Origin of the sequence: Streptomyces sp. NPDC048257 (assembly GCF_043201855.1) — a bacterium.
Classification (GTDB): domain Bacteria; phylum Actinomycetota; class Actinomycetes; order Streptomycetales; family Streptomycetaceae; genus Streptomyces.
Window position 1 is genome coordinate 191,857 of record NZ_JBICZI010000002.1, and the last position, 23,630, is coordinate 215,486.

Annotated in this window: 19 protein-coding genes and 1 pseudogene; 17 read left to right on the forward strand and 3 right to left on the reverse strand. The window is 71.3% G+C overall.

Features of this window, described 5'->3' with window-relative positions; translation table 11 throughout:
* Positions 1 to 68 precede the first annotated feature (68 nt).
* From ACGFZK_RS04880 to hypE, 6 genes are read left to right on the forward strand one after another with little or no spacing between them, the layout of a single operon-like run.
* A complete protein-coding gene (locus ACGFZK_RS04880; RefSeq protein WP_393847418.1) occupies positions 69 to 464 on the forward strand; it encodes a hydrogenase maturation nickel metallochaperone HypA in 396 nt (131 codons plus the stop codon).
* Positions 465 to 467: 3 nt separating this feature from the next.
* Positions 468 to 1,349 carry a hydrogenase nickel incorporation protein HypB gene (gene hypB, locus ACGFZK_RS04885; protein ID WP_393847419.1) on the forward strand — a complete coding sequence of 294 codons (882 nt, stop codon included), beginning with the start codon at positions 468 to 470 and terminating at the stop codon, positions 1,347 to 1,349.
* Entirely contained in the window at positions 1,349 to 3,691 is a 2,343-nt protein-coding gene (hypF, locus tag ACGFZK_RS04890) for a carbamoyltransferase HypF (protein WP_393847420.1), read from the forward strand. The genes hypB and hypF overlap by 1 nt, the downstream gene beginning before the upstream one ends.
* A 54-nt stretch (positions 3,692 to 3,745) precedes the next feature.
* Positions 3,746 to 4,129 carry a HypC/HybG/HupF family hydrogenase formation chaperone gene (locus tag ACGFZK_RS04895; RefSeq protein ID WP_393847421.1) on the forward strand — a complete coding sequence of 128 codons (384 nt, stop codon included), beginning with the start codon at positions 3,746 to 3,748 and terminating at the stop codon, positions 4,127 to 4,129.
* Positions 4,126 to 5,286, forward strand: a complete 1,161-nt coding sequence (gene hypD / locus ACGFZK_RS04900; RefSeq protein WP_393847422.1) for a hydrogenase formation protein HypD — start codon at positions 4,126 to 4,128, stop codon at positions 5,284 to 5,286. Before ACGFZK_RS04895 ends, hypD begins: the two co-directional genes overlap by 4 nt.
* Positions 5,279 to 6,340 (forward strand): hydrogenase expression/formation protein HypE, encoded by a 1,062-nt coding sequence (gene hypE, locus ACGFZK_RS04905; protein ID WP_393847423.1) that lies wholly within the window; start codon positions 5,279 to 5,281, stop codon positions 6,338 to 6,340. Before hypD ends, hypE begins: the two co-directional genes overlap by 8 nt.
* Before the next feature lie 20 nt (positions 6,341 to 6,360).
* Here hypE and ACGFZK_RS04910 read toward each other — a convergent pair whose 3' ends face one another.
* Together ACGFZK_RS04910 and ACGFZK_RS04915 are read right to left on the reverse strand one after the other, a co-directional pair.
* Entirely contained in the window at positions 6,361 to 7,617 is a 1,257-nt protein-coding gene (locus tag ACGFZK_RS04910; RefSeq protein ID WP_393847424.1) for a cation:proton antiporter, read from the reverse strand.
* A 6-nt stretch (positions 7,618 to 7,623) separates the two neighbouring features.
* The gene (locus tag ACGFZK_RS04915) at positions 7,624 to 8,094 is read right to left on the reverse strand and encodes a cation:proton antiporter regulatory subunit (protein WP_375931804.1); all 471 of its coding nucleotides are present in this window, start codon (positions 8,092 to 8,094) and stop codon (positions 7,624 to 7,626) included.
* Positions 8,095 to 8,399: 305 nt separating this feature from the next.
* Here ACGFZK_RS04915 and ACGFZK_RS04920 point away from each other — a divergent pair, with 305 nt between their 5' ends.
* The 7 genes from ACGFZK_RS04920 to ACGFZK_RS04950 all read left to right on the forward strand — a co-directional run bounded on the left by ACGFZK_RS04920 (position 8,400) and on the right by ACGFZK_RS04950 (position 15,963).
* Positions 8,400 to 9,383, forward strand: a complete 984-nt coding sequence (locus tag ACGFZK_RS04920) for a histidine kinase (RefSeq protein ID WP_393847425.1) — start codon at positions 8,400 to 8,402, stop codon at positions 9,381 to 9,383.
* 2 nt (positions 9,384 to 9,385) lie between these two features.
* Positions 9,386 to 10,045, forward strand: coding sequence for a response regulator (locus ACGFZK_RS04925; protein ID WP_393847856.1), 660 nt, complete (start codon positions 9,386 to 9,388; stop codon positions 10,043 to 10,045).
* 137 nt (positions 10,046 to 10,182) lie between these two features.
* On the forward strand, positions 10,183 to 11,061 hold the full coding sequence (locus tag ACGFZK_RS04930) for a peptidoglycan DD-metalloendopeptidase family protein (protein ID WP_393847426.1): 879 nt from the start codon (positions 10,183 to 10,185) through the stop codon (positions 11,059 to 11,061).
* Between the two features lie 80 nt (positions 11,062 to 11,141).
* Positions 11,142 to 12,011, forward strand: a complete 870-nt coding sequence (locus ACGFZK_RS04935) for an FHA domain-containing protein (protein ID WP_393847427.1) — start codon at positions 11,142 to 11,144, stop codon at positions 12,009 to 12,011.
* Positions 12,008 to 13,381: a protein kinase gene (locus ACGFZK_RS04940; RefSeq protein WP_393847857.1), complete on the forward strand. Its 1,374-nt coding sequence runs from the start codon at positions 12,008 to 12,010 to the stop codon at positions 13,379 to 13,381. The genes ACGFZK_RS04935 and ACGFZK_RS04940 overlap by 4 nt, the downstream gene beginning before the upstream one ends.
* Positions 13,382 to 13,477: 96 nt before the next feature.
* Entirely contained in the window at positions 13,478 to 13,951 is a 474-nt protein-coding gene (locus tag ACGFZK_RS04945) for a hypothetical protein (RefSeq protein WP_393847428.1), read from the forward strand.
* Between the two features lie 317 nt (positions 13,952 to 14,268).
* A complete protein-coding gene (locus ACGFZK_RS04950; RefSeq protein ID WP_393847429.1) occupies positions 14,269 to 15,963 on the forward strand; it encodes a serine/threonine-protein kinase in 1,695 nt (564 codons plus the stop codon).
* A gap of 175 nt (positions 15,964 to 16,138) precedes the next feature.
* Here the strand turns inward: ACGFZK_RS04950 and ACGFZK_RS04955 are convergent.
* Positions 16,139 to 16,324 (reverse strand): annotated as a pseudogene (locus ACGFZK_RS04955) (CorA family divalent cation transporter); the annotation flags it as partial.
* A 1,017-nt stretch (positions 16,325 to 17,341) separates the two neighbouring features.
* Here ACGFZK_RS04955 and ACGFZK_RS04960 point away from each other — a divergent pair.
* The 4 genes from ACGFZK_RS04960 to ACGFZK_RS04975 are packed head-to-tail and all read left to right on the forward strand — an operon-like array spanning position 17,342 to position 23,576.
* Entirely contained in the window at positions 17,342 to 17,785 is a 444-nt protein-coding gene (locus ACGFZK_RS04960; protein WP_393847430.1) for an SseB family protein, read from the forward strand.
* Positions 17,782 to 18,426: a hypothetical protein gene (locus ACGFZK_RS04965; RefSeq protein ID WP_393847431.1), complete on the forward strand. Its 645-nt coding sequence runs from the start codon at positions 17,782 to 17,784 to the stop codon at positions 18,424 to 18,426. The genes ACGFZK_RS04960 and ACGFZK_RS04965 overlap by 4 nt, the downstream gene beginning before the upstream one ends.
* A gap of 3 nt (positions 18,427 to 18,429) precedes the next feature.
* A complete protein-coding gene (locus ACGFZK_RS04970; RefSeq protein WP_393847432.1) occupies positions 18,430 to 23,142 on the forward strand; it encodes a putative T7SS-secreted protein in 4,713 nt (1,570 codons plus the stop codon).
* A gap of 50 nt (positions 23,143 to 23,192) precedes the next feature.
* A complete protein-coding gene (locus ACGFZK_RS04975; RefSeq protein ID WP_393847888.1) occupies positions 23,193 to 23,576 on the forward strand; it encodes a hypothetical protein in 384 nt (127 codons plus the stop codon).
* The last annotated feature ends 54 nt before the right edge of the window (positions 23,577 to 23,630 follow it).

Here is a 23,630-nt window from a genome sequence, read left to right on the forward strand (position 1 = left end):
GTACCGGCGTGCCCCGGCTCCGCGACCCCGTCCCGCCGGTGTAATGAGCCCCGGCAGGACGGAGTCCGATGCACGAGATGTCGATCGCCATGGCCGTCGTGGGCCAGGTGGAAGAGGCGGCCCGGGCGGGCGGCGCACGCGCCGTCACCTCGGTACGGCTGCAGGTCGGTGAGCTGGCGGGGGTGGTCCCCGACGCGCTCGCCTTCTGCTTCGAACTGGCCTGCGCCGGAACGGTCCTCGAAGGCGCCTCGCTCGTCACGGAGTCCGTGACGGCCCGCGCCCGGTGCGGGTCCTGTCCCGGCACCTGGGCGGTGGGCATGCCCCCCGAACTGTGCTGCCCCGCGTGCGGCAGGGCCACCGAAGTGGAACTGCTGTCCGGCCGCGAGCTGGAGATCCTCAGCGTGCGCTGGGAAGACGGCCCCGCCGGTGCCCGTACCCGCGAACCGATTCCCGAGGAGGCCTGAACCATGTGCCGAGTGGTCGATCTGCGGCAGGCGGTGCTCGCCAAGAACGACGTCGCCGCCCAGGTCCTGCGCACCGAACTCACCGCCCGCGGTACGACGGTGGTCAACCTGCTCTCCAGCCCCGGCAGCGGCAAGACGGCGCTGCTCGAGCGCGAACTGCTCCTCGCACGGGAGCGGGGCGTGGCCGTGGCCGCGCTGACGGCCGACCTGGCCACCGAGAACGACGCGGTGCGGCTGGCCCGTTCGGGCGTACCGGTCAAGCAGGTCCTCACCGACGGGCTGTGCCACCTGGAGGCCGCGATGCTCGGCCGGCACCTGGACGGCTGGCTGCCCGAGGACACCCGGCTGCTCTTCGTGGAGAACGTGGGCAACCTGGTCTGCCCGGCGGGCTACGACCTGGGGGAGTCGCTGCGGGTGGTGCTCGCCTCGGTGACCGAGGGCGAGGACAAGCCGCTGAAGTATCCGACCGCCTTCGGACTGGCCCAGCTGGTGGTGGTCACCAAGACCGACATCGCGCGGGCCGTCGAATTCGACGAGGCCGCCTTCCGCACCAACGTCGAGCAGGTCAACCCCGGTGTGGAGGTCGTGCTCACCTCGGCGCGGGCGGGTGAGGGCCTCGGCGTCCTGCTCGACCGGGCGCTGGCGGCCGGGTCGGGGGCCGGGGTCCACACGCCGGTGATGGCCCGTCAGCAGGACGCGCACGGACACGGGCACGGGCACGGCGGCGGGCACGATCACGGCGGCGGGCACGGTCACGGCGGCGGGCACGGGCACGGGCACGGGCATGATCACGATCACGATCACGCTCACGCTCACGACGGGGACCACCTCCACGACGAGGACCACGAGCACCCGCACGTCCACCCCGTCGCGCAGACCCGCTGATGGAGGCGGTCCAGCGCCGCCGGGTCACCGTCCGGGGCGTGGTCCAGGGCGTGGGCTTCCGGCCCTACGTCTACACCCGGGCGACCGGGCTGGGCCTGGCCGGGCACGTCACCAACACCCCGGAGGGCGTCGTCGCGGAGGTCGAGGGCGCCCCGGCGGCGGTGTCGCTGTTCTGCGACCGGCTCGCGGCGGACGCGCCCCCGCTGGCCGTCGTCGACGCCGTCGACCACTGGGAGGTCCCCGTCGCGGGCGGCGCGGGATTCACCATCATCGCCTCGCGGACGGGCGGCCCCGCCCGCACGCTGGTCTCCCCGGACGTGGCCACCTGCGCCGACTGCCTCACCGAACTGGCCGACCCCGCCGACCGGCGCCACCGGCACCCCTTCATCACCTGCACCCACTGCGGGCCGCGCTTCACCATCGTCACCGGGCTGCCGTACGACCGCGCCCACACCACCATGGCGCCCTTCCCGATGTGCGCCGACTGCGCCCGCGAGTACGCGGACCCGGCCGACCGGCGTTTCCACGCGCAGCCGGTCGCCTGTCCGGCCTGCGGCCCGCGGCTGAGGCTGCTCACCTCGCGGCCGCCCCGCGAGAGCGCCGGCACGGACCCGATCGCCGAGGCGCGTCGGCTCCTGGCCGCCGGGGCGATCCTCGCCGTCAAGGGCCTCGGCGGCTACCACCTGGCCTGCGACGCCACCCACGAGGCCGCCGTGGCCGAGCTGCGGCGGCGCAAGGCCCGCGGCGACAAGCCCTTCGCGCTGATGGTCCGGGACCTCGCCGACGCGGAGCGGTTCGCGCACATCGGACCCGAGGAGCGGGAGCTGCTCACCGGGGGCGTACGGCCCATCGTGCTGCTCCGCCGCCGCGCCGGGGCGGACGGCCCGGGTGGGCCGGCGGGCGGGGTCGCCCCGCGCTGTCCCGACCTCGGCGTGATGCTCCCCTACACGCCGGTCCACCACCTGCTGCTCGGACTGCCCGGAGACCCCCCGGGACCCCGGCTGCTCGTCATGACCAGCGGGAACCTCGCCGGGGAGCCCATCGTCACCGATGACGACGAGGCCCTGGACCGGCTCGCCGCCCTCGCCGACGCCTGGCTCACGCACGACCGCCCCATCCACGTCCCGTGCGACGACTCCGTGGTGCGGGTGTGCGACGGCGAGCCGCTGACCGTACGGCGCTCGCGCGGCTACGCCCCGCTGCCGCTCACCCTGCCGCTGCCGGTCCCCGCGACCCTCGCCGTGGGCGGCGACCTGAAGAACACCTTCTGCCTCGGCGAAGGGCGCAAGGCCTGGCTGTCCGCCCACATCGGCGACATGGACGACCTCGCCACCCGGGACGCCCTCGAACGGGCCGAGCTGCAGCTGGAGTCCATCACCGGCGTCGCCCCCGGGCGCCTCGCCGCCGACCGGCACCCCGGCTACCGCTCCGCCGGGTGGGCGCGCCGCGCCGCCGGCGCCCGGCCCCTCGTCCGCGTCCAGCACCACCACGCCCACATCGCCTCCGCCATGGCGGAGCACGGCCTGGACGGCGGCAGTCCGGTGATCGGGGTCGCCTTCGACGGCACCGGCTACGGCGACGACGGCGCCGTGTGGGGCGGCGAGGTCCTCCTCGCCGACTACGCCGGGTACACCCGGTTCGCCCACCTCGCGTACGTCCCGCTACCGGGCGGCGACGCGGCCGTGCACCGCCCGTACCGCATGGCGCTGTCCCATCTGCGGGCCGCGGGCATCGCCCGGTCACCGGACCTGCCCTGCACCGCCGCCTGCCCCCCGAATGAACTCCAGGTTCTGGAGCGCCAGTTGGAGCGCGGCCTGAACTGCGTCCCGACCTCCAGCATGGGCCGCCTCTTCGACGCCGTCTCCTCCCTGGCCGGAATCTGCCACCTGGCCGCCTACGAGGCCCAGGCCGCGATCGAGCTGGAGGGTGCGGCGCTCGGTGCGTGCGCAGCGGGTGAAGTACCCGGCCCCGGTTACGCCTTCGGCCTCAGCGTGCCGCCGGACCCGGGCGGCGGGCCGGTCACCGCCCATCCGGCCCCCGTACTGGCCGCGGTGGTGGCCGACGTGCGCGCCGGCGCGGAGCCGGCGCTGATCGCCGCCCGCTTCCACACCGCCGTCGCCGCGCTCGTCGTCTCCCTCTGCGACCTCGCCCGCGAGCGCCACGGCCTGGACACCGTCGCCCTGACCGGCGGGGTCTTCGCCAACACCCTGCTCTCCTCGGCGTGCGCCCGGACGCTGCGCGCCCGCGGGTTCACCGTCCTGCGGCACGGCCGGATCCCCCCGAACGACGGCGGGCTGTCCCTCGGCCAGCTCATGGTGGCCGCCGCGCACGACACCCCCTGACGACACCCTCTGACACCCCCTGCCCCTGACATCACCCACAGCAAGGAGAAGCCCATGTGCCTGGCGGTGCCCGGCAGAGTGCTCGACATCGGGGAGAAGGACGGCACCCGCATGGCCACCGTCGATTTCGGCGGTGTGCAGAAGGAAGTGTGCCTGGAGTACCTGCCGGACCTCCAGGTCGGCGAGTACGCCATCGTCCACGTGGGCTTCGCCCTCCAGCGCCTCGATGAGGAGTCCGCCAAGCAGACCCTCGAACTCTTCGCCCAACTCGGCATGCTCCAGGAGGAGTTCGGCGACCCGTGGGAGCAGGCCGCCGCGGCCGGCGGTACCCCCTGGCCGTTCGCCGACGATGCCGAAGCCCCATCCGAACCCGAACCGGAACCCGAACCCGATCGCGAGCCCGCCCTTGCCGCGCCGCAGGAGGAGGTCCAGCCGTGAAGTACATCGAGGAGTTCCAGGACCCGGCCCTCGCCCGCCGGCTGCTCGACGACATCCATGCCACCGTGACCCGGCCCTGGGCCCTGATGGAGGTCTGCGGCGGCCAGACCCACACCATCATCCGGCACGGGATCGATCAACTCCTGCCGGATCAGGTGGAGTTGATCCACGGGCCGGGATGCCCGGTGTGCGTCACCCCGCTGGAGGTGATCGACAAGGCGCTGGAGATCGCCTCCCGCCCCGATGTGATCTTCTGCTCCTTCGGGGACATGCTCCGGGTGCCCGGGACCGGCCGCGACCTCTTCCAGGTGCGGAGCGAGGGCGGCGACGTACGCGTCGTCTACTCCCCGCTCGACGCCCTGCGGATCGCCCAGGAGAACCCGAAGCGCCAGGTGGTCTTCTTCGGCATCGGCTTCGAGACCACCGCACCGCCCAATGCCATGACCGTCCACCAGGCGAAGAAGCTGGGCATCCCCAACTTCAGCCTGCTGGTCTCCCACGTCCGGGTGCCCCCGGCGATCGAGGCGATCATGCAGTCGCCGAGCTGCCGGGTCCAGGGCTTCCTCGCCGCCGGGCACGTGTGCAGCGTGATGGGCGTGCGCGAGTACCCCGCACTGGCCGAACGCCACCGGGTGCCGATCGTGGTGACCGGCTTCGAACCGCTGGACATCCTGGAGGGCGTACGCCGGGCCGTACGGCAGCTGGAGCGCGGCGAGCACACCGTCGACAACGCCTACGCGCGCGCCGTCCGCCCCGAGGGCAACCCCGCCGCCCTCGCCATGCTGGAGGACGTCTTCGAGGTCACCGACCGGGCGTGGCGGGGCATCGGCGTCATCCCCGACAGCGGCTGGCGACTGTCCTCCCGCTACCGGGACTTCGACGCCGAACACCGCTTCTCCGTCACCGGCATCAACACCCGGGAGCCTGCCGAATGCCGTAGCGGCGAGGTGCTCCAGGGGCTGCTGAAGCCGCACGAGTGCGAGGCCTTCGGCACGCTGTGCACCCCGCGCAGCCCGCTCGGCGCCACCATGGTCTCCAGCGAGGGCGCCTGCGCCGCGTACTACCTCTACCGGCGGCTCGAGCTGGGCACCGTACCCGCCGCCGCGTCCGCCGCGCCCACCCCGACCGCCCCGCTGGAGGCGAGCCCCGTTGTCTGACACCGCACTCGACATCGCGGGCTGGACCTGTCCGGCCCCGCTGCGCGACCGCCCCCGCGTGGTGATGGGTCACGGCGGCGGGGGCGCACTCTCCGCCGAGCTGGTCCAGCACCTGTTCGCCCCCGCCTTCGGCGGTGAGGTGCTCGCCCAGCTCGGGGACTCCGCGGCCGTGTCCCTGGGCGGGGTCCGGCTGGCGTTCTCCACCGACTCGTACGTGGTGCGGCCGCTGTTCTTCCCCGGCGGCGGCATCGGCGACCTCGCGGTCAACGGCACCGTCAACGACCTGGCCATGAGCGGCGCCCGGGCGGCGTACCTGTCCTGCGGGTTCATCCTGGAGGAGGGCGTCGAGATGTCGGTCGTGGCGCGCGTGGCCGAGGCCATGGGCGCGGCCGCGCGGACCGCGGGCGTGGAGGTGGCGACCGGCGACACCAAGGTCGTGGAGGCGGGCCACGGGGACGGCATCTACATCAACACCGCGGGCATCGGGCTCATCCCCGACGGGGTGGACCTGCGTCCGCAGCGCGTCGTACCCGGTGACGTCGTCATCGTCAGCGGCGAGATCGGGCTCCACGGAGTGGCGATCATGAGCGTCCGCGAGGGCCTGGAATTCGGCGTGGACATCCAGAGCGACTGCGCGGCCCTGGGCGGCCTCGTGCAGAGCATGCTCGCGGTCACCCCGGACCTCCACGTCCTGCGCGACCCCACCCGGGGCGGCCTGGCGGCCTCCCTGAACGAGATCGCGGCCGCCTCGGGCACCGGGGTCGTGATCCACGAGGGCCGCGTCCCGGTCCCCGCGGCCGTCGCCAACGCCTGCGCGATCCTCGGCCTCGACCCGCTCTACGTGGCCAACGAGGGCAAGCTCGTCGCCTTCGTACCCCGCGAGCACGCCGACGCCGTCCTCGACGCCATGCGCGCCCATCCGCTGGGCCGCCACGCGGCGGTCATCGGCGAGGCCGTCGACGCCCACCCGGGCCTGGTGGTGGCCCGCACCGCCCTCGGCGGCACCCGCGTGGTCGACCTGCCGATCGGGGAGCAGCTGCCGCGCATCTGCTGACCGGCCCCTGCGGCCCTCGGCTACGGACGCCCTGCGGGGTCCTGGTCGGGGGCCGTCTCCGGCGCGGCCTCCGGGGAGTGCGCCGGAGGGGGTGCTGCGGCGAGCAGCGGGGTGCTGATGGCGCGGCGGCCCCGGCACCACGCGGCCAGCGGCTCGGTGTACCGGGCCGTGAGCGGCCCGATCACCACGAGGATGAGCACGTAGGCGGTGGCCAGCGGCCCGAGGGCCGGTTCGATGCCCGCGGTGACGGCGAGACCCGCGATGACGATCGAGAACTCGCCGCGCGCGACGAGGGTGCCGCCGGCCCGCCAGCGGCCCTTGGTCCCGACCCCGGCGCGCTTCGCGGCCCAGTACCCGGTGGCGATCTTCGTACCCGTGGTGACCAGGGCGAGCGCGAGCGCGGGCAGCAGCACGGGCGGAATGCTGGCCGGATCGGTGTGCAGGCCGAAGAAGACGAAGAACACCGCGGCGAACAGGTCCCTGAGCGGGCTGAGCAGGGTGTGCGTGCCCTCGGCCACCTCACCGGACAGGGCGATGCCCACCAGGAACGCGCCGACCGCGGCGGAGACCTGCAGCTGCTGGGCGATGCCCGCGACCAGCAGGGTCAGGCCGAGGACGACGAGGAGCAGCTTCTCCGGGTCGTCGCTGGAGACGAACCGGGAGATGACGCGGCCGTAGCGGACGGCGACGAACAGCACCGCGCCCGCCACACCGAGCGCGATCGCGAGGGTCAGACTCCCCGCCGCCAGACCGACTCCGGCCAGCAGCGCGGTGACGATGGGCAGGTAGACCGCCATGGCCAGGTCCTCGAGGACGAGAACGCTGAGGATGACCGGGGTCTCACGGTTGCCGAGCCGCCCGAGGTCACCCATCACCTTGGCGATGACACCGGAGGAGGAGATCCAGGTGACCCCCGCCAGGACCACGGCCGCCACCGGCCCCCAGCCCATCAGCAGCGCGGCGACCGCGCCGGGGACGGCGTTGAGGGTGAAGTCCACCAGCCCGGCCGGGTACTGGGTCTTGAGGTTGGAGACCAGATCGGTGGCCGTGTACTCCAGCCCCAGCATCAACAGCAGCAGGATGACACCGATCTCGGCGCCGATCGCCACGAACTCCTCGCTCGCGCCCATGGGGAGCAGCCCGCCCGTGCCGAAGGCGAGACCGGCCAGCAGGTACAGGGGGATCGGGGAGAAGCGGAAGCGGCCGGCGAGCCTGCCCAGCAGACCCAGGCCCAGGATGATGGCACCGAACTCGATCAGGAAGACAGCGGAGTGCACAGGCGATCACTCCCGTCCGAGTATGGAAGCGGCGGCGTCGACGCCCTCGCGGGTGCCGATCACGATGAGCGTGTCCCCGCCGGCCAGGCGGAAGTCGGGCGCGGGGGAGGGGCGGGCCTCGGCCCGGCGCAGCACCGCCACGATCGAGACCCCGGTCTCCGTCCGCATCCGGGTCTCGCCCAGCAGCCGGCCGTTCCAGTGCGAGTGCGCGGACAGCTCGATGCGCTCGGCGACCAGCCCGAGGTCGGTGGTGTGCAGCACGTTGGGGCTGTGGTGCGCGGGCATCAGTGCGTCGATCAGCGAGGCGGTCTCCGCCCCCGTCAGGTGCAGGGACTGCGCGCACGCGTCGGGATCGTCGGCGCGGTAGACGTTCACCGTACGGGTCCCGTCGCGGTGGGCGATCACCGACAGGTGGCGGTGCTCGCGGGTGGTGAGGTCGTACTGGACCCCGATGCCGGGCAGTGGCGTGGTGCTCATCCGTGGAGCAGGCACAGCTCTGTCCCCCCTTGCTTCGTGTGCGGCCGTGGAGCGGCGCGGCCCGGGCGGAAGAATGGTTCCGGCGGCCGCGCGGGCCCATGGTGCCACTTCGTGCAGGGGGCGGGATATGGGTGTCGGCACGGATGGACAAGGCTTCCGGCGGACGGCAGGGTGAGAAGGGGACACGGATCCCACCGCAGGTCAATGTGGGTGCGGGGCAGGGCGGGGCGAGGCGGGCTGGGATAGTGGAAGCAAGCGATCCGCCGGGGCGGCGGATTCCGGAACGACCGGAGGGACGGACGCGCGTGTCCCTGTACTGGCGGATCTTCCTCCTCAACGCGGCCGTCCTCGTCACGGCCGTCCTGCTGCTGCTCGGCCCGGTCACCGTCTCCACCCCGGTCCTCTTCGGCGAGGCCGTGGTACTGCTCGCGGGCCTCGCGGCCATGCTCGTCGCCAACGCCGCCCTGCTCCGGATCGGCCTGGCGCCGCTCGGCCGGCTGACCCGCGCGATGAGCGCGGTCGACCTGCTGCGCCCCGGCAGCCGGGCCCCGGTGGAGGGCCCCGGCGAAGTGGCCGGGCTGACCACCTCCTTCAACGCCATGCTGGGCCGGCTGGAGGCCGAGCGGGCCGGCAGCAGCGCCCGCGCCCTGTCCGCGCAGGAGGCCGAACGACGGCGCATCGCCCAGGAACTCCACGACGAGGTGGGCCAGACCCTCACCGCGGTCCTGCTCCAGCTCAAGCACGTCGCCGACCGCGCCCCGGCGCCCTTGCGCGAAGAGCTTCACCAGGTGCAGGAGACCACCCGCACCAGTCTGGACGAGATCCGCCGCATCGCCCGCAGGCTGCGCCCGGGCGTCCTGGAGGAGCTCGGGCTGCACAGCGCCCTGCGCGCGCTGACGGCCGAGTTCTCGAGCGGGTCGCTGACGGTGCGGCACGTGATCGGCCCGGGAGTGCCGCCGCTGGACGAGGCGGCCGAACTCGTCGTCTACCGGGTCGCCCAGGAGGCCCTGACCAACGCCGCCCGGCACGCGGGCGCCAGCGTGGTCGAGGTGCACCTGTCGGGGCGGCCCGGCGGAGCGGTCCGGCTGCTGGTACGGGACGACGGCAAGGGCATCGGCCCGGCCGCCGAGGGCGCGGGAATCCAGGGCATGCGCGAACGGGCCCTGCTGATCGGCGCGGATCTCACCCTCGGGGGAGACCCGCGGGGCGGCACCGGCGTACGGCTCGACGTACCCGCCATGGCGGCGGCCGCCGCCGTCGCCACCGGAAGAGCGGAGGGGAAGAGTTGACCATCCCGGAACGGGCGCCGACCCGCGTCCTGCTCGCCGACGACCACGCCCTCGTACGGCGCGGGGTCCGGCTCATCCTCGACGCCGAGCCGGACCTGACGGTGGTCGCCGAGGCCGGGGACGGAGCGGAGGCCGTCGCCCTGGCCCGGAGCACGGAGGTGGACCTCGCCGTCCTCGACGTGGCGATGCCCCGGATGACCGGACTGCAGGCCGCACGGGAACTGTCCCGGCTGCGGCCGGACCTGCGCATCCTCATCCTGACCATGTACGACAACGAGCAGTACTTCTTCGAGGCGCTCAAGGCCGGGGCCGCCGGCTACGTCCCCAAGTCGGTCGCCGACCGTGATCTCGTCGAGGCGTGCCGGGCGGCGATCCGGGACGAGCCGTTCATCTATCCCGGGGCCGAGACCACCCTCATCCGCAACTACCTCGACCGGGCCCGCCAAGGCGATCCGCTGCCCGCCCGGGCGATCACCGAACGCGAGGAGGAGATCCTCAAGCTCGTCGCGGAGGGCCACTCCTCGAAGGAGATCGGCGACCTCCTCGTCATCAGCGCCAAGACCGTGGAGCGCCACCGGGCCAACCTGCTCCAGAAGCTGGGGATGCGCGACCGGCTGGAGCTCACCCGGTACGCGATCCGGGTCGGCCTGATCGAGCCTTAGGGAGTCGCCGTTCGGGTAGCACGCTCCCGCCCGCACCCCGTCCTCGTAGCTGCGAGGTGGTGGCGCCGGCTCCCGCCCCCGACCATGGCGCCGGGACCGCCCGTCCGGGCGCCGTCCAGGGGCCGGGAGGGGAAGACATGCTGCGGTACACGAGAAGGCTGCGGGCGGTGGTGCTGATGTGCGTGGCCGGACTGGTGCTGGCGGGTGCACCGGCAGCTGCTTCCGCTTCGGCCGCCGGCCAGGCGGCGACGGTCGCGGCGACGCAGCCGCCGTTCCAGCTGCCCTTCCCGTGCGGGACGGCCTGGGAGCTGCACACCTGGGGCCACGACCCCGCGCTGGACATGGTGGTGGAGGGCAACACCGGCTCCGACGGCCTGCCCGTCCTCGCGTCCGCCGCCGGCACCGTGTCCGCCACGTACTGGAACAACGGCTCGGGCAACACCATTCAGATCAGCCACGGCAACGGCTGGTTCACCGCGTACTACCACCTGAAGGACGACCCGGCGACCTACGTCAGGAAGGGCGACGCCGTCCAGCCGTCCACGCGGATCGGCCGCATCGGCACCTCCGGCGCCTCGGGCTGGGCCCACCTGCACTACGAGCAGCGCTACCTGGCCACGGGCGACTTCACCGACGAGAGCCACCGCGTACCGGTCCACTTCGACGGGGTCGAGTACACGGGCGCCGCCAAGGACTGGCCGAGCGTCACCAGCCGCAACTGCACCGGCACGCCGGCCGCCTGGCAGGACTGCCCGCCCGGCTACGTCTGCTTCTACTCGGGAGCCGACGGCACGGGCACCGTCTGCCGCTCGGCCGGCGACGAGCCCCGGAGCACGTGCGGACTGCGCAGGTCCTTCTTCAACAACGGTACGCCGCAGCCGGGTTATGACCACGTGCAGGTGTACTTCAGGGAGGGCGGCAGCGCCTGCCTGCACCACGGCTGGGACGAGGGCCGCGGAAACCTCCCCGCGGGCGGCCGGACCGTCGACCGGTTCCAGTGGCGCGGCGAGTGCTGAATACACGTACACGCCATCGTTGCGGGAACGATTGATTCCGCTGGCTAACCTTCCCCTGCACCTTCGGGGAAGGAAGCAGTGTGGACAGCATCATCGTGGTTCCGGGGCCCACCATGTCCCCAGCCGCACAGATCCGCCTGGCACCGGGGCAGACCCTCCGGTTCGGCCGCGAGCACGCCGGCCAGGCCGGTATCACCGACAGCGCCGCCATCACCGACAACGCCGCCAACACCGACAGCGCCGGAAACGACGCCCGTACGGTCGCCGACTTCGGCAGCGGCAGCGGCCCGTACACCCTGCACGTCCCGCACGCCGGAATCTCGCGCTCCGCCGGAGCGATCACCGCCACCGGCACGTACTGGTCGCTCAGCAACCTCTCCCGCTCGGCGACCTACGTGGTCGAGAACCCGGAGGGCGCCGGTGAGCACATCAAGATCGGGCCCGGACGGCTGGACGCACCGGTCCCGTTCGAGTTCGCCCGGATCGTCCTGCCCGCCGGCTCCGAACTGCTGACCCTGGACGTCTGGGCGCCGCGCCACGATTACGCCGACCGGGACGACCCCGGCGAGCCCGACGGGGAGCCGACCGTACTCGCCTTCCCGCTCGACCGCTCCAGCCGGTACTTCCTCGTCCTCACCGCCCTCTGCGAGCCACGGCTGCGCGGCGAACCGCACGCACCCCTGCCCACCGTCGAGCAGGTCGTCGAGCGGCTGAGGCCGTTGTGGCCGGCGGCCAACCGCGCCGCCGTGCAGTGGAACATCGACTACCTCGCGGTCAAACTGCGCCTCAAACCCGGGCCCGACACGGCGGATCCGGGGCCGCGGCTGGTCGGCAAGAAGGAGACCCTGGTCTCGCTCGCCCTGCGTTTCGACCTCGTCCGTGAGCAGGACCTGGCGGCGCTGGCAGCTGCGGCGCTCGCGCCGGCCGCCCCGACCGGTACCGCCCGCTGACCGGGAGGGCCGGGCGCGCCGGCGCCCTCACGGTCCCGCCCGGCTACCGGGTCGGCCCCTGGGTGGTCGGACCCCTGCTGGGGGCCGGCGCCTTCGGCAGCGTGTACGCGGCCCTGCGCGCCGCACCCGAGCCGGGCCTGCCCGGCCGGGCCGCGCTCAAGGTCCTGCCGACCGGCACCCGCACCCCGCGCCAGCTGCGGCACCTGAGCGAGCTCGCCGAGCGCGAGACCGAGGTACTGCGCCGGGTGTGCACACCCCGGCTGATCCGGCTGTACGAGGTGCTCACCGTCGACGACCCCGGCCGTCCCGAACTCGACGGCGCCACCGTGCTCGTCCTGGAGGAGGCGAAGGGCTCCCTGGACACCCTGCTGGCCGACGGAGTGCCGCAGGCCGGTCCCGGCCTGCTCGCCGAGGTCTGCGAGGGGCTCGGCCAACTCCACGGGGCCGGCTGGGTGCACGGCGACCTCAAGCCGGGCAACGTGCTGCTGATGGCCGACGGCACGACACGGCTGGCCGACTTCAACATGGCGGCGGAGCTGGAGGGCACCCACGCCTACTCACCGGCCTTCGCCACGCCCGACTACACCCCGCCCGACCTCCTCTGGGCGGAGGTCGGCGAGCGCGGGACGAAGATCCGCCCGACGGCCGACATCTGGGCCTTCGGCGTACTGGCCCACGTCGTCCTGACCGGCTCGCTCCCACTGCCCGGCGGCACCCCCGCCGCTCGCCGGGACGCGGCGCTGCGCTACGCCAGGGGCGAGGAGGAGCTGCGCCTGTCGCCGGAACTGCCGGAGCACTGGCGGGACATCGTCCGCGACTGCCTGGCCCGAGGGCACGAGGAGCGGGCCGCGCACACCGCGGCTTCGCTGCTGCCCCGGGTGGAGGCGGCGGCCGCCGGCCGGGCACCCGCCCCGCCGGCGCCCCGCGGCCCCGGGCGGGGGCGGCGGCGCCGCGTGCTGATCGCGGCCGGGACGGCGACGGCGGCGCTCGCGGGCCTGGGAGCCGTATGGGGCTCGGGTCTGCTCCACTTCGGAGCCTCCGCCGAGGCGGCGGGGTACGACCGGTGCCGGCGCGGGGCCGTCTGCTTCTTCTCGCAGGAGGACGGCCGCGGCGAGATGTGCTCCTGGGTCGACGGTGACATGGACTGGATCGAGGGCCCGGCCCCCTGTCCCTGGACGGCCCGCAGCGCGCCCCGCTCGGTCTACAACAACGGGTTCGACCTGGCCGAGGGGGCGAACCAGGTCGACGTCCTCTACTACGCGCAGCCCGCCCGGCAGGAGGTGCTGGGCTGTGTGAAGGTGCGTACCAGGACCAATCTGAGCGGCGGCGCGGACCGCCCCCGCTCGCACGCCTGGGTCCCGAACTGCTGAGCGCAGCGCGGTGAACCTCGTACCTGCGAGGTACTGCCGGAGCGCCTACGCCGCGAGCCTTGGGGCACGTCACACCGCTCTGACAAGGGGTTCACGATGCGCTTCAACCGTTCCATCCTCGGCATGGCCGGCGTCACCGCGATGCTGCTCACGACGGCCCTCACCGCCGGATCCGCCCAGGCCGCCGCGGACACCCGTGCCCAGGTCGCGCCGGCCGCCCCCGCGGCCGCCCGGTCGGCGTCCCTCGCGGCCGCCGCCTCCCCGGGCATCTCGCCCGCCGTCAGCACCGGTCACGTGGCTCCGGGCGGCAGCTACACCTGTTCCAGCGGGAACCTCTGCACCCTCGTCTGGGACCCGACGACGTCGGACTGGAAGGTCTTCTACCTCTACAACTGCAACCGGTACTCGGTCTACAACTGGAACGGCAACGGCGCCTACTGGGACAACCAGACCGGCAACCCCACCTCGTACCTCTACAACCAGGGCGGCGGCGTCCTGAAGTCCTTCCAGCCCGGCGGCGGTCAGCTCGGCCAGGACTGGACGCCGGTCTACTCCATCCGCAACTGCTGATCCCCTCCCACAGGCAGGCTGGCCCGGCCCCGGTCGCTCCCGACCGGGGCCGGGCCTTTCGCCGTACCCGGAGCGCGGGGGTGTCCCTCGCCGGGGCTCCTGTCCTGGCCGGAGGCAGTCCCGGTAACGCCGGTGCGACAGCGGCGTCTCCGTGGAAGACGGCTCCCTGACGGGCACGCAGCCGCATGGCTGCATGCGGCCTTCGCCGAGGCGTCGACGAGAGGCCGATGCCATGACGCACGCGGCATGCGGCGTCGCTGAGTCCGGCCGCCGCAATCCGCCCACGCTCCTGCCTCTACCCTTGAGGCCGCCGGTTGATGGATGACGAACAGTATGGATGCGATGGAACGGGGCGTGCGGTGAAGGCGGGGGAAGCGAATGGCGGCGAGCTGATAGGCAAGGTGCTCGGGGGGCGTTACCGGGTGACCTCCGTGGTCGGGCGCGGCGGTATGGGAGTGGTCGCGCGGGCGGTGGACGAACTGCTGAACCGAGAGGTCGCCGTCAAGGTCCTGCGCGCCTTCACCGACGCCTCCACGTCCGAACTCGCCGATCTGCGGACCCGGATGCAGCGGGAGGCGCAGGCCGCCGCCCGTATCCGGCACAGCGGCGTAGTCACCGTGCACGACGTGACCGAGGAGCAGGGTCTGCCGGTCATCGTCATGGAATTCGTCGACGGGCCCTCGCTCGACGACGTGTTGACGGAGCGCGGCCCGCTGGAGCCGCAGGAGGCCGCGGCGATCGGCGCCAAGCTGATGGACGCGCTCGACGCCGCGCACCGGGTCGGCGTACTGCATCGGGACGTCAAGCCCGCCAACGTGCTGATGGAGCAGGGCGGGAGGGTCGTACTCACCGATTTCGGCATCGCCACCATGGAGTCTTCCGAGGACGACGCCATGGCCAAGCTGACCCGCAGCGGTGCCATCGTCGGCTCTCTCGACTACCTGCCACCGGAGCGCGCACGGGGCATCGAGCCCGGGCCGGCGTCGGACATCTGGTCGCTCGGCATGACGCTCTACGCGGCCGTGGAGGGCACTTCGCCGTTCCGCCGCACTTCCGCGTGGTCCACGTTGTCGGCCATAGTCACCGACCCGCTGCCGGAGCCCCGCCGGGCCGGACCGCTCACGCCGGTGCTCCATGCGCTGATGGCGAAGGAACCGGAGGACCGGCCCACCGCGGACCAGGCGCGCGGCATGCTGGAGCGCGTCGCCTCGGGCCGGACGGCGTCCGAGGGCCAGACTTCCACTCCCGTGGTGGTTCCCGGGGCTGCGGCCGCCGCCGTACCGCCCCCCGGGTTCGGACCCCCGATGTTCCCCCAGACCGCCCCGCAGCCTGCTCCTCCGCATGTCGGCTACGCGCAGCCCGCGACCGGCGCGCCGGCCGCGGGCCCCGCCGGAGTCCCCAGTCCCGAAACGAGCCGCGCCGCTGCAGCCCGTGGCGGACGTGGCCGCAGCCGCGCCCTCATCGCATCAGCGGCCGCCGTCGTACTCCTCGCCGCGGGCGGCGGAATCACCTACGCCCTGACCGGCCAAGAGGGCGGCACGACCGCGAACGGTGCGCAGGTGACGCCGCCCGCCGTCGGTTCCCCGGCGGGCGGCGGCCCGTCGTCCTCCGTTGCTCCGTCTCCCTCGGCGAACAAGACAGGTCCCACGACGACGCCGAGCAAGAACGGCGCCAAGCCGGGCGCGAGTTCGTCCGCCTCTCCGGCGACCAAGCCCAGTTCCACGGTGAAGGAGCCCACCCCGGTGTCGACGGCCTGCACCGGCTGGAAACACGAGAACCGCAGCAACGGCTACGGCTACCTGCTCGACAACTCCCACCTCTACACCGGGCCGTACGCGGAGTGCGGCTACGTGAGCGTGGTCAAGACCGGCGTGAAGGTCTATTACCACTGCTACATCACCAACGCCCTTGGCAACAAGTGGATCTACGCCCGCGCCGAGGGAACGAACACCGAAGGCTGGATGTCCAGCACCCACCTCACCCGCGAAAGCGGCACCCTGGCCCGCTGCTAGCCCGACGTTTGCCCAGGGGGTGCCTAGCCGGTCAGGCCGGGCTCGCGTCACCCGGCACGCACGCCCGCCGCGTTCTCGTCGGCCGCCGACGCTCCGCGTCGACTCCCTGCCCGGCCCTGCAACCGCACGCACCAGGGCACCGCACCCCGATCCGGCCCCATCGACAAGACACCCCCTAGAGCCAGTCCCGACGCTTGAAGATGAGGTACAAGCTCAGACAAACTACCGCCATCAGAGCCACGGCGAAGGGGTAGCCGCCGACCCACTTCAGTTCTGGCATGGTCTCGAAGTTCATGCCGTGGATGGTTCCCACCAACGTGGGAGCAAACAAGATGGCGGCCCACGAGGAGATCTTCTTGATTCCACCTCCTGGATGCCCCTGACCTGCGGAAACACGCTTCAGAGACTCCCTGGCCTGCGGCGGAAGGTCTTTCGCGGCCTTTCGGTGTCATGCCGTGCTGCACAGTCGATTCTCCCCAAGCGCTCCCCAAGGCCCCTCCATACTCCCCAGATTCTCCCCAGGGAGACGGCGTCTACCTGTGTCCGGCGGTGCTCCTCGGTGGCTCTCTCCTGGGTGACTGCAGGCTGGCGCCGTCAACTGAAAGTAGCGAAAGAACGGCACCCCGGTTGCGCTTTCAGTCCTTGCAGGTGGAATCTCGCTCCGGTCTTAGGTGTCCGCGTCGGGCAGATCCAATGTGCAGCAGGAAGCATCGTTGGCCGACTTGGACTTGGAGAGGGTGTCGAAAGTGGTTACGGCATGTTTCGGTTCCTTTGGCCCCCTTTTCACTGCTCGACCGGCTGGCTGAGATTGAGTCGTAGGGGACGACGTTCTTGCCTCGGGCGTCCACGGTGCCGACGCATCTCACCGGCTGGCGCTGTGTGTTCTTCGCGTTCGCCGTGCAAGGCCTGGTCCCGGTTGTGTTGGTGTGCTGCTTGCACGGGAGTCTGCCCGCCTAGCACCGCGCGCTGCGGTCTGGACCTTGGCCACATGCGGGAGCTGTCCGGAGACCGGGGTGTTCCTGGGCTGGCCGGAGGCAGGGGCTCCGCCGCCTACCTTGCCGCATCCCGGCTTGTCCTGCAGGACCTCCACGGGGCCTCTGCCCAGACCTGTGCGCTGCTATTCGGGCTGAACGGCGCTGGAGTGGTCGACAGCGTGCAGCTCAACGGACGATTGCTCTACTGGAGTTTGGATCTGATGGCCGGAAGACCCGGGACGTAAGCCCGAGGTGAGCCGCCTAATTCGGCCACTTCCGCAGGCGCGCTGCGGCGCCGGGCCGCGACCTGAGATTGCAGTCGAAAAACCGAACATGTGATGATCCCTTTCGTGACGATGAACGGGGAGAGCCACGGGGGAGCGAACCCGCAGCCTAGGCAGCCCATGCGGCTGGCCGATCTGGCTGACGCGGTTATGGCGCTCGCCGTGACGGAAGCGAAGGCCGCGACGCCCGTCGAGGACCGGGAAGTCGTGGCGCGGCGCCGGGAGTTCGCGGTGCTGTTGGGCGAGTTCCGGCGTACGGCGGTGCTGGTGCCGACCGACCCGTACGGCAGCCTGTGGACGGCTGAGCGGGGCGGGGTCCGGTGGGTCTGCGCGTTCTCGGACGAGGCCGCGCTGGCGAGATTCGCGGATGCGCAGGGCGACGCAGGGCGGGAATGGGAGTACCACTCGGTGTTCGGTGCACGGCTGTTGGACGTGATGGTGCCGATGCTGGGGGTGCCCGCGGGAGTGGCGCTCGACGCCGGCAGTGCCGACGGGATGTTGTTCCCGCCGGTCGCGGGCGTGGTCCCGGATTCGGCGGCGGTGGACCTCGGGGGTGAGCGGTGAGCGGTTCGGATTCGGATCTGGATGTACCTCCGGAAGCGCTGAAGTTGATAGCGAGCGGCATCGACAAGGCGCACGGCGAGCTTAAGGACCTCGGAATGATCGGTGAAGCATCCACCGGGCGCGGTTTCTCGGATCTGTCGCTGTCCGGGATGCAGTTGGGTCACGAGGGCCTGGCGTCGGGGTTCAAGACGTTCTGCGAGCGCTGGGAGTGGGGTGTACGTGCCCTGATGATGCGCGGGAACGGCTTCGCGAAGGCCGTCGGCCTGTCGGCGGGTGCGATCAGCGAGCAGGAGCAGTACATCAAGGACACTTTCAAGATCGCGGTGAACGGTATGAACGGCAACCCGCATCTGACGGAGGAGGAGGTCAAGGCCAAGGACTGGGACGAGATCCGGGATCAACACGCGTGGGATGGGGCGGACTGGAGCGCCGAGTCGTTCTCCGAGGCTCACAAGGAGGTCAAGCAGACCTGGCGCGACACCGGCTATGACGTCGAGGACGGGCTGCTGGACGCGATGCAGAACCAGGGTGTGCTCGGCGCGAAGGAGCGCGAGCTGATGGACGAGAAGCTGCGCGAGACGCTGGAACCCACGCAGGGCGCCGTGGACCGGGCGAAGCAGCCGACGTGGGGGAGCGAGTAAGCAGTGAGTTTCGGGGGCTGGGTCGACAAGGGCCTGGGAAAGCTCGAAGAGGGCTGGGACGCCGGCAAGAAGCTCGTCGGTGAGGGCGTCGACAAAGCCACGGACGTTGTCGGGGGCGGTCTTGAGTACGTCGGTGCCGAGGACTGGGCGGATTCGGTCGAGGACTGGGGCGACCGCACAGCGTCATCGCTGGGTGCCAAGGTCGGTGAACAGCAGCTCGGGCAGACCGAGGAGGCCAACGAGCTGATCCACGGCAACGTCGGCGACATCAACGCCAGTGTCAAGAACCTGCAGGACTTCCAGAGCGCCTTCGACTCGGTGGGCCAGGGCATGAAGGGCCTGGACTCCAGTCACTGGAAGGGCGCGGCGGCCGACACCTTTCGGGAGAAGTTCCAGACGCTGCCCATCGACTGGCTGCACGCGGCGGACGCCTTCGAGGGCGCTGCCAAGGCCCTGGAGACGTACGCCACGACGGTGACGTGGGCGCAGGGCAAGGCTAGGGAGGCCATCGCCCTCTACAAGCAGGGCCAGGAGGCCTCCAAGAACGCGGCCGACGCCTACAAGAATAAGGTGGACGCCTTCGAGGACGCGCGCACCAGCGACAATCCGCTGCCCAGGCCCGAATGCCCCACCGATCCGGGCGACGCCGTCCGGGACCGGGCGCGGGAGATCCTTAACGAGGCGCGCCGCCAGCGCGACGAGGCGGCCGACACGGCGAACAAGGCGGTCACGGCAGCACTCGCACACGCGCCGGCGATGCCTTCGGCCACGGACCGGGCCAAGCTCAACTTCGTCGACTGGGGTGTGGGTCAGGGCGTGGAGATGCTGCACTTGAGCGGCGGTGTCGTCAAGGGCGTCGTGGGCATCACCAATTTCGTCCGCTCGGTGGACCCGCTCGACCCGTACAACATCAGCCACCCCGCCGAGTACTACAAGAACTTGAACATGACCCTGGCCGGGCTGGCGTCCACCGCGGCGCATCCGGACCGGGCACTGAAGAGCGCGTGGGAAGCGGCCAAGGGCGACCCGAGCGAGTTCCTCGGCCGGCTCATCCCCGAACTCATCGGCACCAAGGGCGCCGGCGGCATCAGGACCATCGCCACCGCCGGTTTGAAGAACAGCATCAAGCACGGTGCGGACGACGCCGCCCGAAGCGCCGCCCGCAAGGGCGCGGACGAACCGGCCAGGTCCTCGCGTACGGAAAACGCGGTGGAGAACGGGCCGACCGACCCAATCGACCTTGCGACCGGCGTGATGTACCTGCCGCAGCGCGATGTCGTGCTTCCCGGTGTCCTGCCGCTGGTCTTCCGCCGCCGGGTGGCGTCCGACTACCGGGCGGGCCGTTGGTTCGGCCCGTCCTGGTCCTCCACCGCCGACCAGCGCCTGGAGATCGACTCCGAAGGCGTCGTCTTCGTCCGTGACGACGGTCTGCTGCTGGCCTACCCGCACCCCGCGCCGGGTGTCCCGGTCATGCCGAGTCATGGCCCGCGCTGGCCCCTCGACCGCGACGGGGACGACTACACTGTCACCGACCCCGACACCGGCTGTGTCCGGCACTTCACCACCAGCGGTGCGGGCCTCGCCCTGCTGGCGCAGATGGACGACCGCCACGGGAACTGGATCACCTTCGAGTACGACGCCGAGGGCAGCCCCACCCGCATCGTCCATGGCGCGGGCTACCGCCTGGAGCTGACCACGAGCGCGGGCCGCATCACCGCTCTGCACCTCGCAGGTGCCGCTCCGGACGGCGGCGACCAGGAGATCCGCCGCTACGGTTACACCGGCGGAAACCTGACCGAGGTGATCAACTCCTCCGGCGAGCCGCTCCGGTTCGCCTATGACGAGCGAGCCCGGGTCACGTCGTGGACGGACACCAACGGCAGCCGCTACGACTACACGTACGACGACCGTGATCGCTGCGTGGCCGAAGGCGGCGCGGAGGGCCACATCGCGCTGCGCGTCGACTATGACGGCACCGATGCGGAGACCGGGCTGCGCGTCACCACCGTCACCATGGCGAGCGGAGCCGTCCACCGTTACCTGGTCAACGACGCCCACCAGGTCGTGGCGGAGATCGACCCGCTGGGCACGGCCACCCGCTTCGAGCGCGACCGTTACAACCGCCTCCTGTCCCGCACGAATCCCCTGGGACGCACCACCCGGTTCCGGTATGACGAAGAGGGCCGGCTGACAGCTGCCGTTCGCCCTGACGGGCACGAGACCACCGTCGAATACAACGACCTTGGGATGCCGGTCAAGGTCGTCCATCCGGACCTCACCACGACGCTGCAGGAGTACGACGACCGGGGCAACCGGGTGGCGGTCACCGATTCGTCGGGCGTGACCACGTACTACACGTACGACGAGCACGGCTGCATCACCGCTGTCGCGGACGCATCGGGGAACACGACCCTCATCCGCAGCAACGCCGCCGGCCTGAGTGTCGAGATCACCGATCCCATGGGTGGCACGACACGTGTGGAACGCGACGCGTTTGGCCGTCCGGTCGCGCTGGTGGACCCGCTCGGGGCCACCACCAGGTTCGAGTGGACATCCGAAGGAAAGCTCGCCCGCCGTACCGAGCCGGACGGCACCGAGGAGTCCTGGACCTACGACGGCGAAGGCAACTGCCTCACCCACACCGACGCGGTCGGCGGCGTGACGCGCTTCGCGTACACCCATTTCGACCTCATGGCGGCCCGCACCGGCCCTGACGGAGTGCGATACGAGTTCCGGCACGATGCGGAGCTCCGCCTGACGCAGGTCGTCAACCCGCTCGGCCAGAGCTGGGACTACGAGTACGACGCGGTGGGACGTCTCATATCCGAGTCGGACTTCGACGACCGCACGCTGACCTACACCCATGACGCGGCGGGCGGACTCGCCACCCGCACCGATGCCGTCGGCCGGACGATCCGCTACGAGCGCGACGAGCTGGGCAGGGTCACGGCGAAGGACGTGCAGGGAACCGTCACGAGGTTCACCTACTACCTGTCGGGCCAACTCGCCGAAGCCGTCGGCACCGATGCGACGGTCACGTACCTCCGTGACAGGTTCGGCCATCTCAAGTCCGAGACGGTGAACGGCCGCACGGTGAGCTACACCTACGACGGGCTCGGCCGCCGAGTCTCCCGTACGACGCCAGCCGGCGCGGTGAGCTCCTGGGCGTACGACGCGATGGGCCGACGGGCGGAGCTGACGACCTCGGGCCGGACGCTGTCCTTCGAAAGGGATGCTGCAGGCCGCGAGACGGCCCGCCACATCGGGGAGGCGCTCACCTTCACCTCCCGGTACGACGAGCTCGGCCGCCTCACGGGCCAGCGGGTTTCGAGCGCGGGGCGCAGTCTCCAGCACCGTTCCTACACCTATCGTGCCGATGGAAACCTCATCGGGATGGACGACCAGCTCTCCGGCAGCCGCAGCTTCGAGCTCGATGCGGTCGGGCGCGTCACGGCCGTGCGCGCCTCGGAATGGACCGAGCGCTATGCCTACGACGCGACCGGAAACCAGACCGAGGCGTCCTGGCCCACGGCTCACCCGGGCCAGGAGGCCACGGGGCAGCGGGAGTACACCGGCACAGCCCTCACCAGGGCCGGCAGCGTCCGGTACGAGCACGACGAACTCGGGCGTGTCGTTCTGCGCCGGAAGACCCGGCTGTCCAGGAAGCCGGAGACCTGGCGCTACGAGTGGGACCCCGAAGACCGTCTGACGCGGGTCACCACCCCTGACGGCACGATGTGGCGTTACCACTACGACCCACTGGGCCGCCGCATCGCCAAGCAGCGCCTGGCGCCCGACGGGGCCGAAGTCCTGGAGCAGGTCTCGTTCACGTGGGACGGCACGGTCCTGTGCGAACAGGCGACGACTCGGGACGAGGCACCTGGCCGATCAGTCGTTCTCACCTGGGACCACAACGGCCTGCGGCCGCTGGCGCAGACGGAGCGCGTCGTATCCGACGGAATGCCCCAGAGCGGGATCGACGAGCGGTTCTTCGCCATCGTCACGGACCTGGTCGGTACGCCCACGGAGCTGATCGACGAAGAGAGCAACATCTGCTGGCGAACCCGGGCAACGCTGTGGGGCGCCACGGCCTGGAACAGCGGTGCGTCGGCCTACACGCCCCTTCGCTTCGCCGGCCAGTATTTCGACCCGGAAACCGGCATTCACTACAACTGCCTGCGCTATTACGATCCAGAAATCGGCAGATATATAAGTGCCGACCCCCTCGGACTCGCTCCTGCGCCGAATCCGTCGGCATACGTATCCAATCCCCTGCACTCCACCGACCACCTGGGTCTTGCGCCTGACTATCATGAGTTCCACACGGTGCAGGACGCGGCCAATGCGGAGCGGCTCAGAGGCGACGGTAATCCTTGGCCCGCAGCGGACACCCGCGGGCAGTGGGGCGAGGGTGTGTACTCCTGGGGCACGCTGGACGAGGCGGTCCGCTATGCAGAGCGCATACGCGGGCGCGGCGGGGAGGTGGAGATCCTCACCTTCAAGGTGTCGGCGGACGACTTCGCCGGCATGAACAGGGTGGACATCACGAAGATGACCCCAGACAAGATGGATGAATTCTTCGAGAAACACAGTCGCATCTACAGTGAGGGTGGGGCGCAGCCGCACAACTTCGACTATGTCCGCGGCCCCACCGGCATGGGCGTCGAGAACTACTTCAGCCGGGGCGTTTTCCATCTTCTCAAGTTTGTGGACTGAGTGAAATGATTCGAACGTTCAAATATCGGCTCAGGAGTCCGCTCGGCGGATTGGCGGCGGACCTCTCGGCCCAGGCCAAGCCGCCGGGCGAGGTCTCGGCTCCATTCGTGCAGATCTACCGGGGCGTGCGCCTCCTGCTTCCCGAGTCGGGGGTGCACTGGGAAGATCTCGTCTGGCTTTGCTTCGCCCTCTCCCTCCGTTCCGAGGAGCTGTGCGCCAGGAATCCGGGGGGCGTGTGCATCGAGATCGTCTCCCTCGACTACCCGTTGAGCGATTACCGGCCGGAAGTCGCCGCCGTAGCCCTGGACGGGTGGCTGCGAGAGGAGTTCGACCTGCCTGATGCCGGGGTCGCATGCTCGTACTCGGGCGGGGCGGACCCGTATGCCTTCGCATGGGGTGCGGCGGAGCCGCCCTTCCGGGGGCCGCGGCACTAGGCAGGTCGTGGCCGCACCAGGGAGAAGCGGTCGAGCAGTCACGGGCTGCGGACC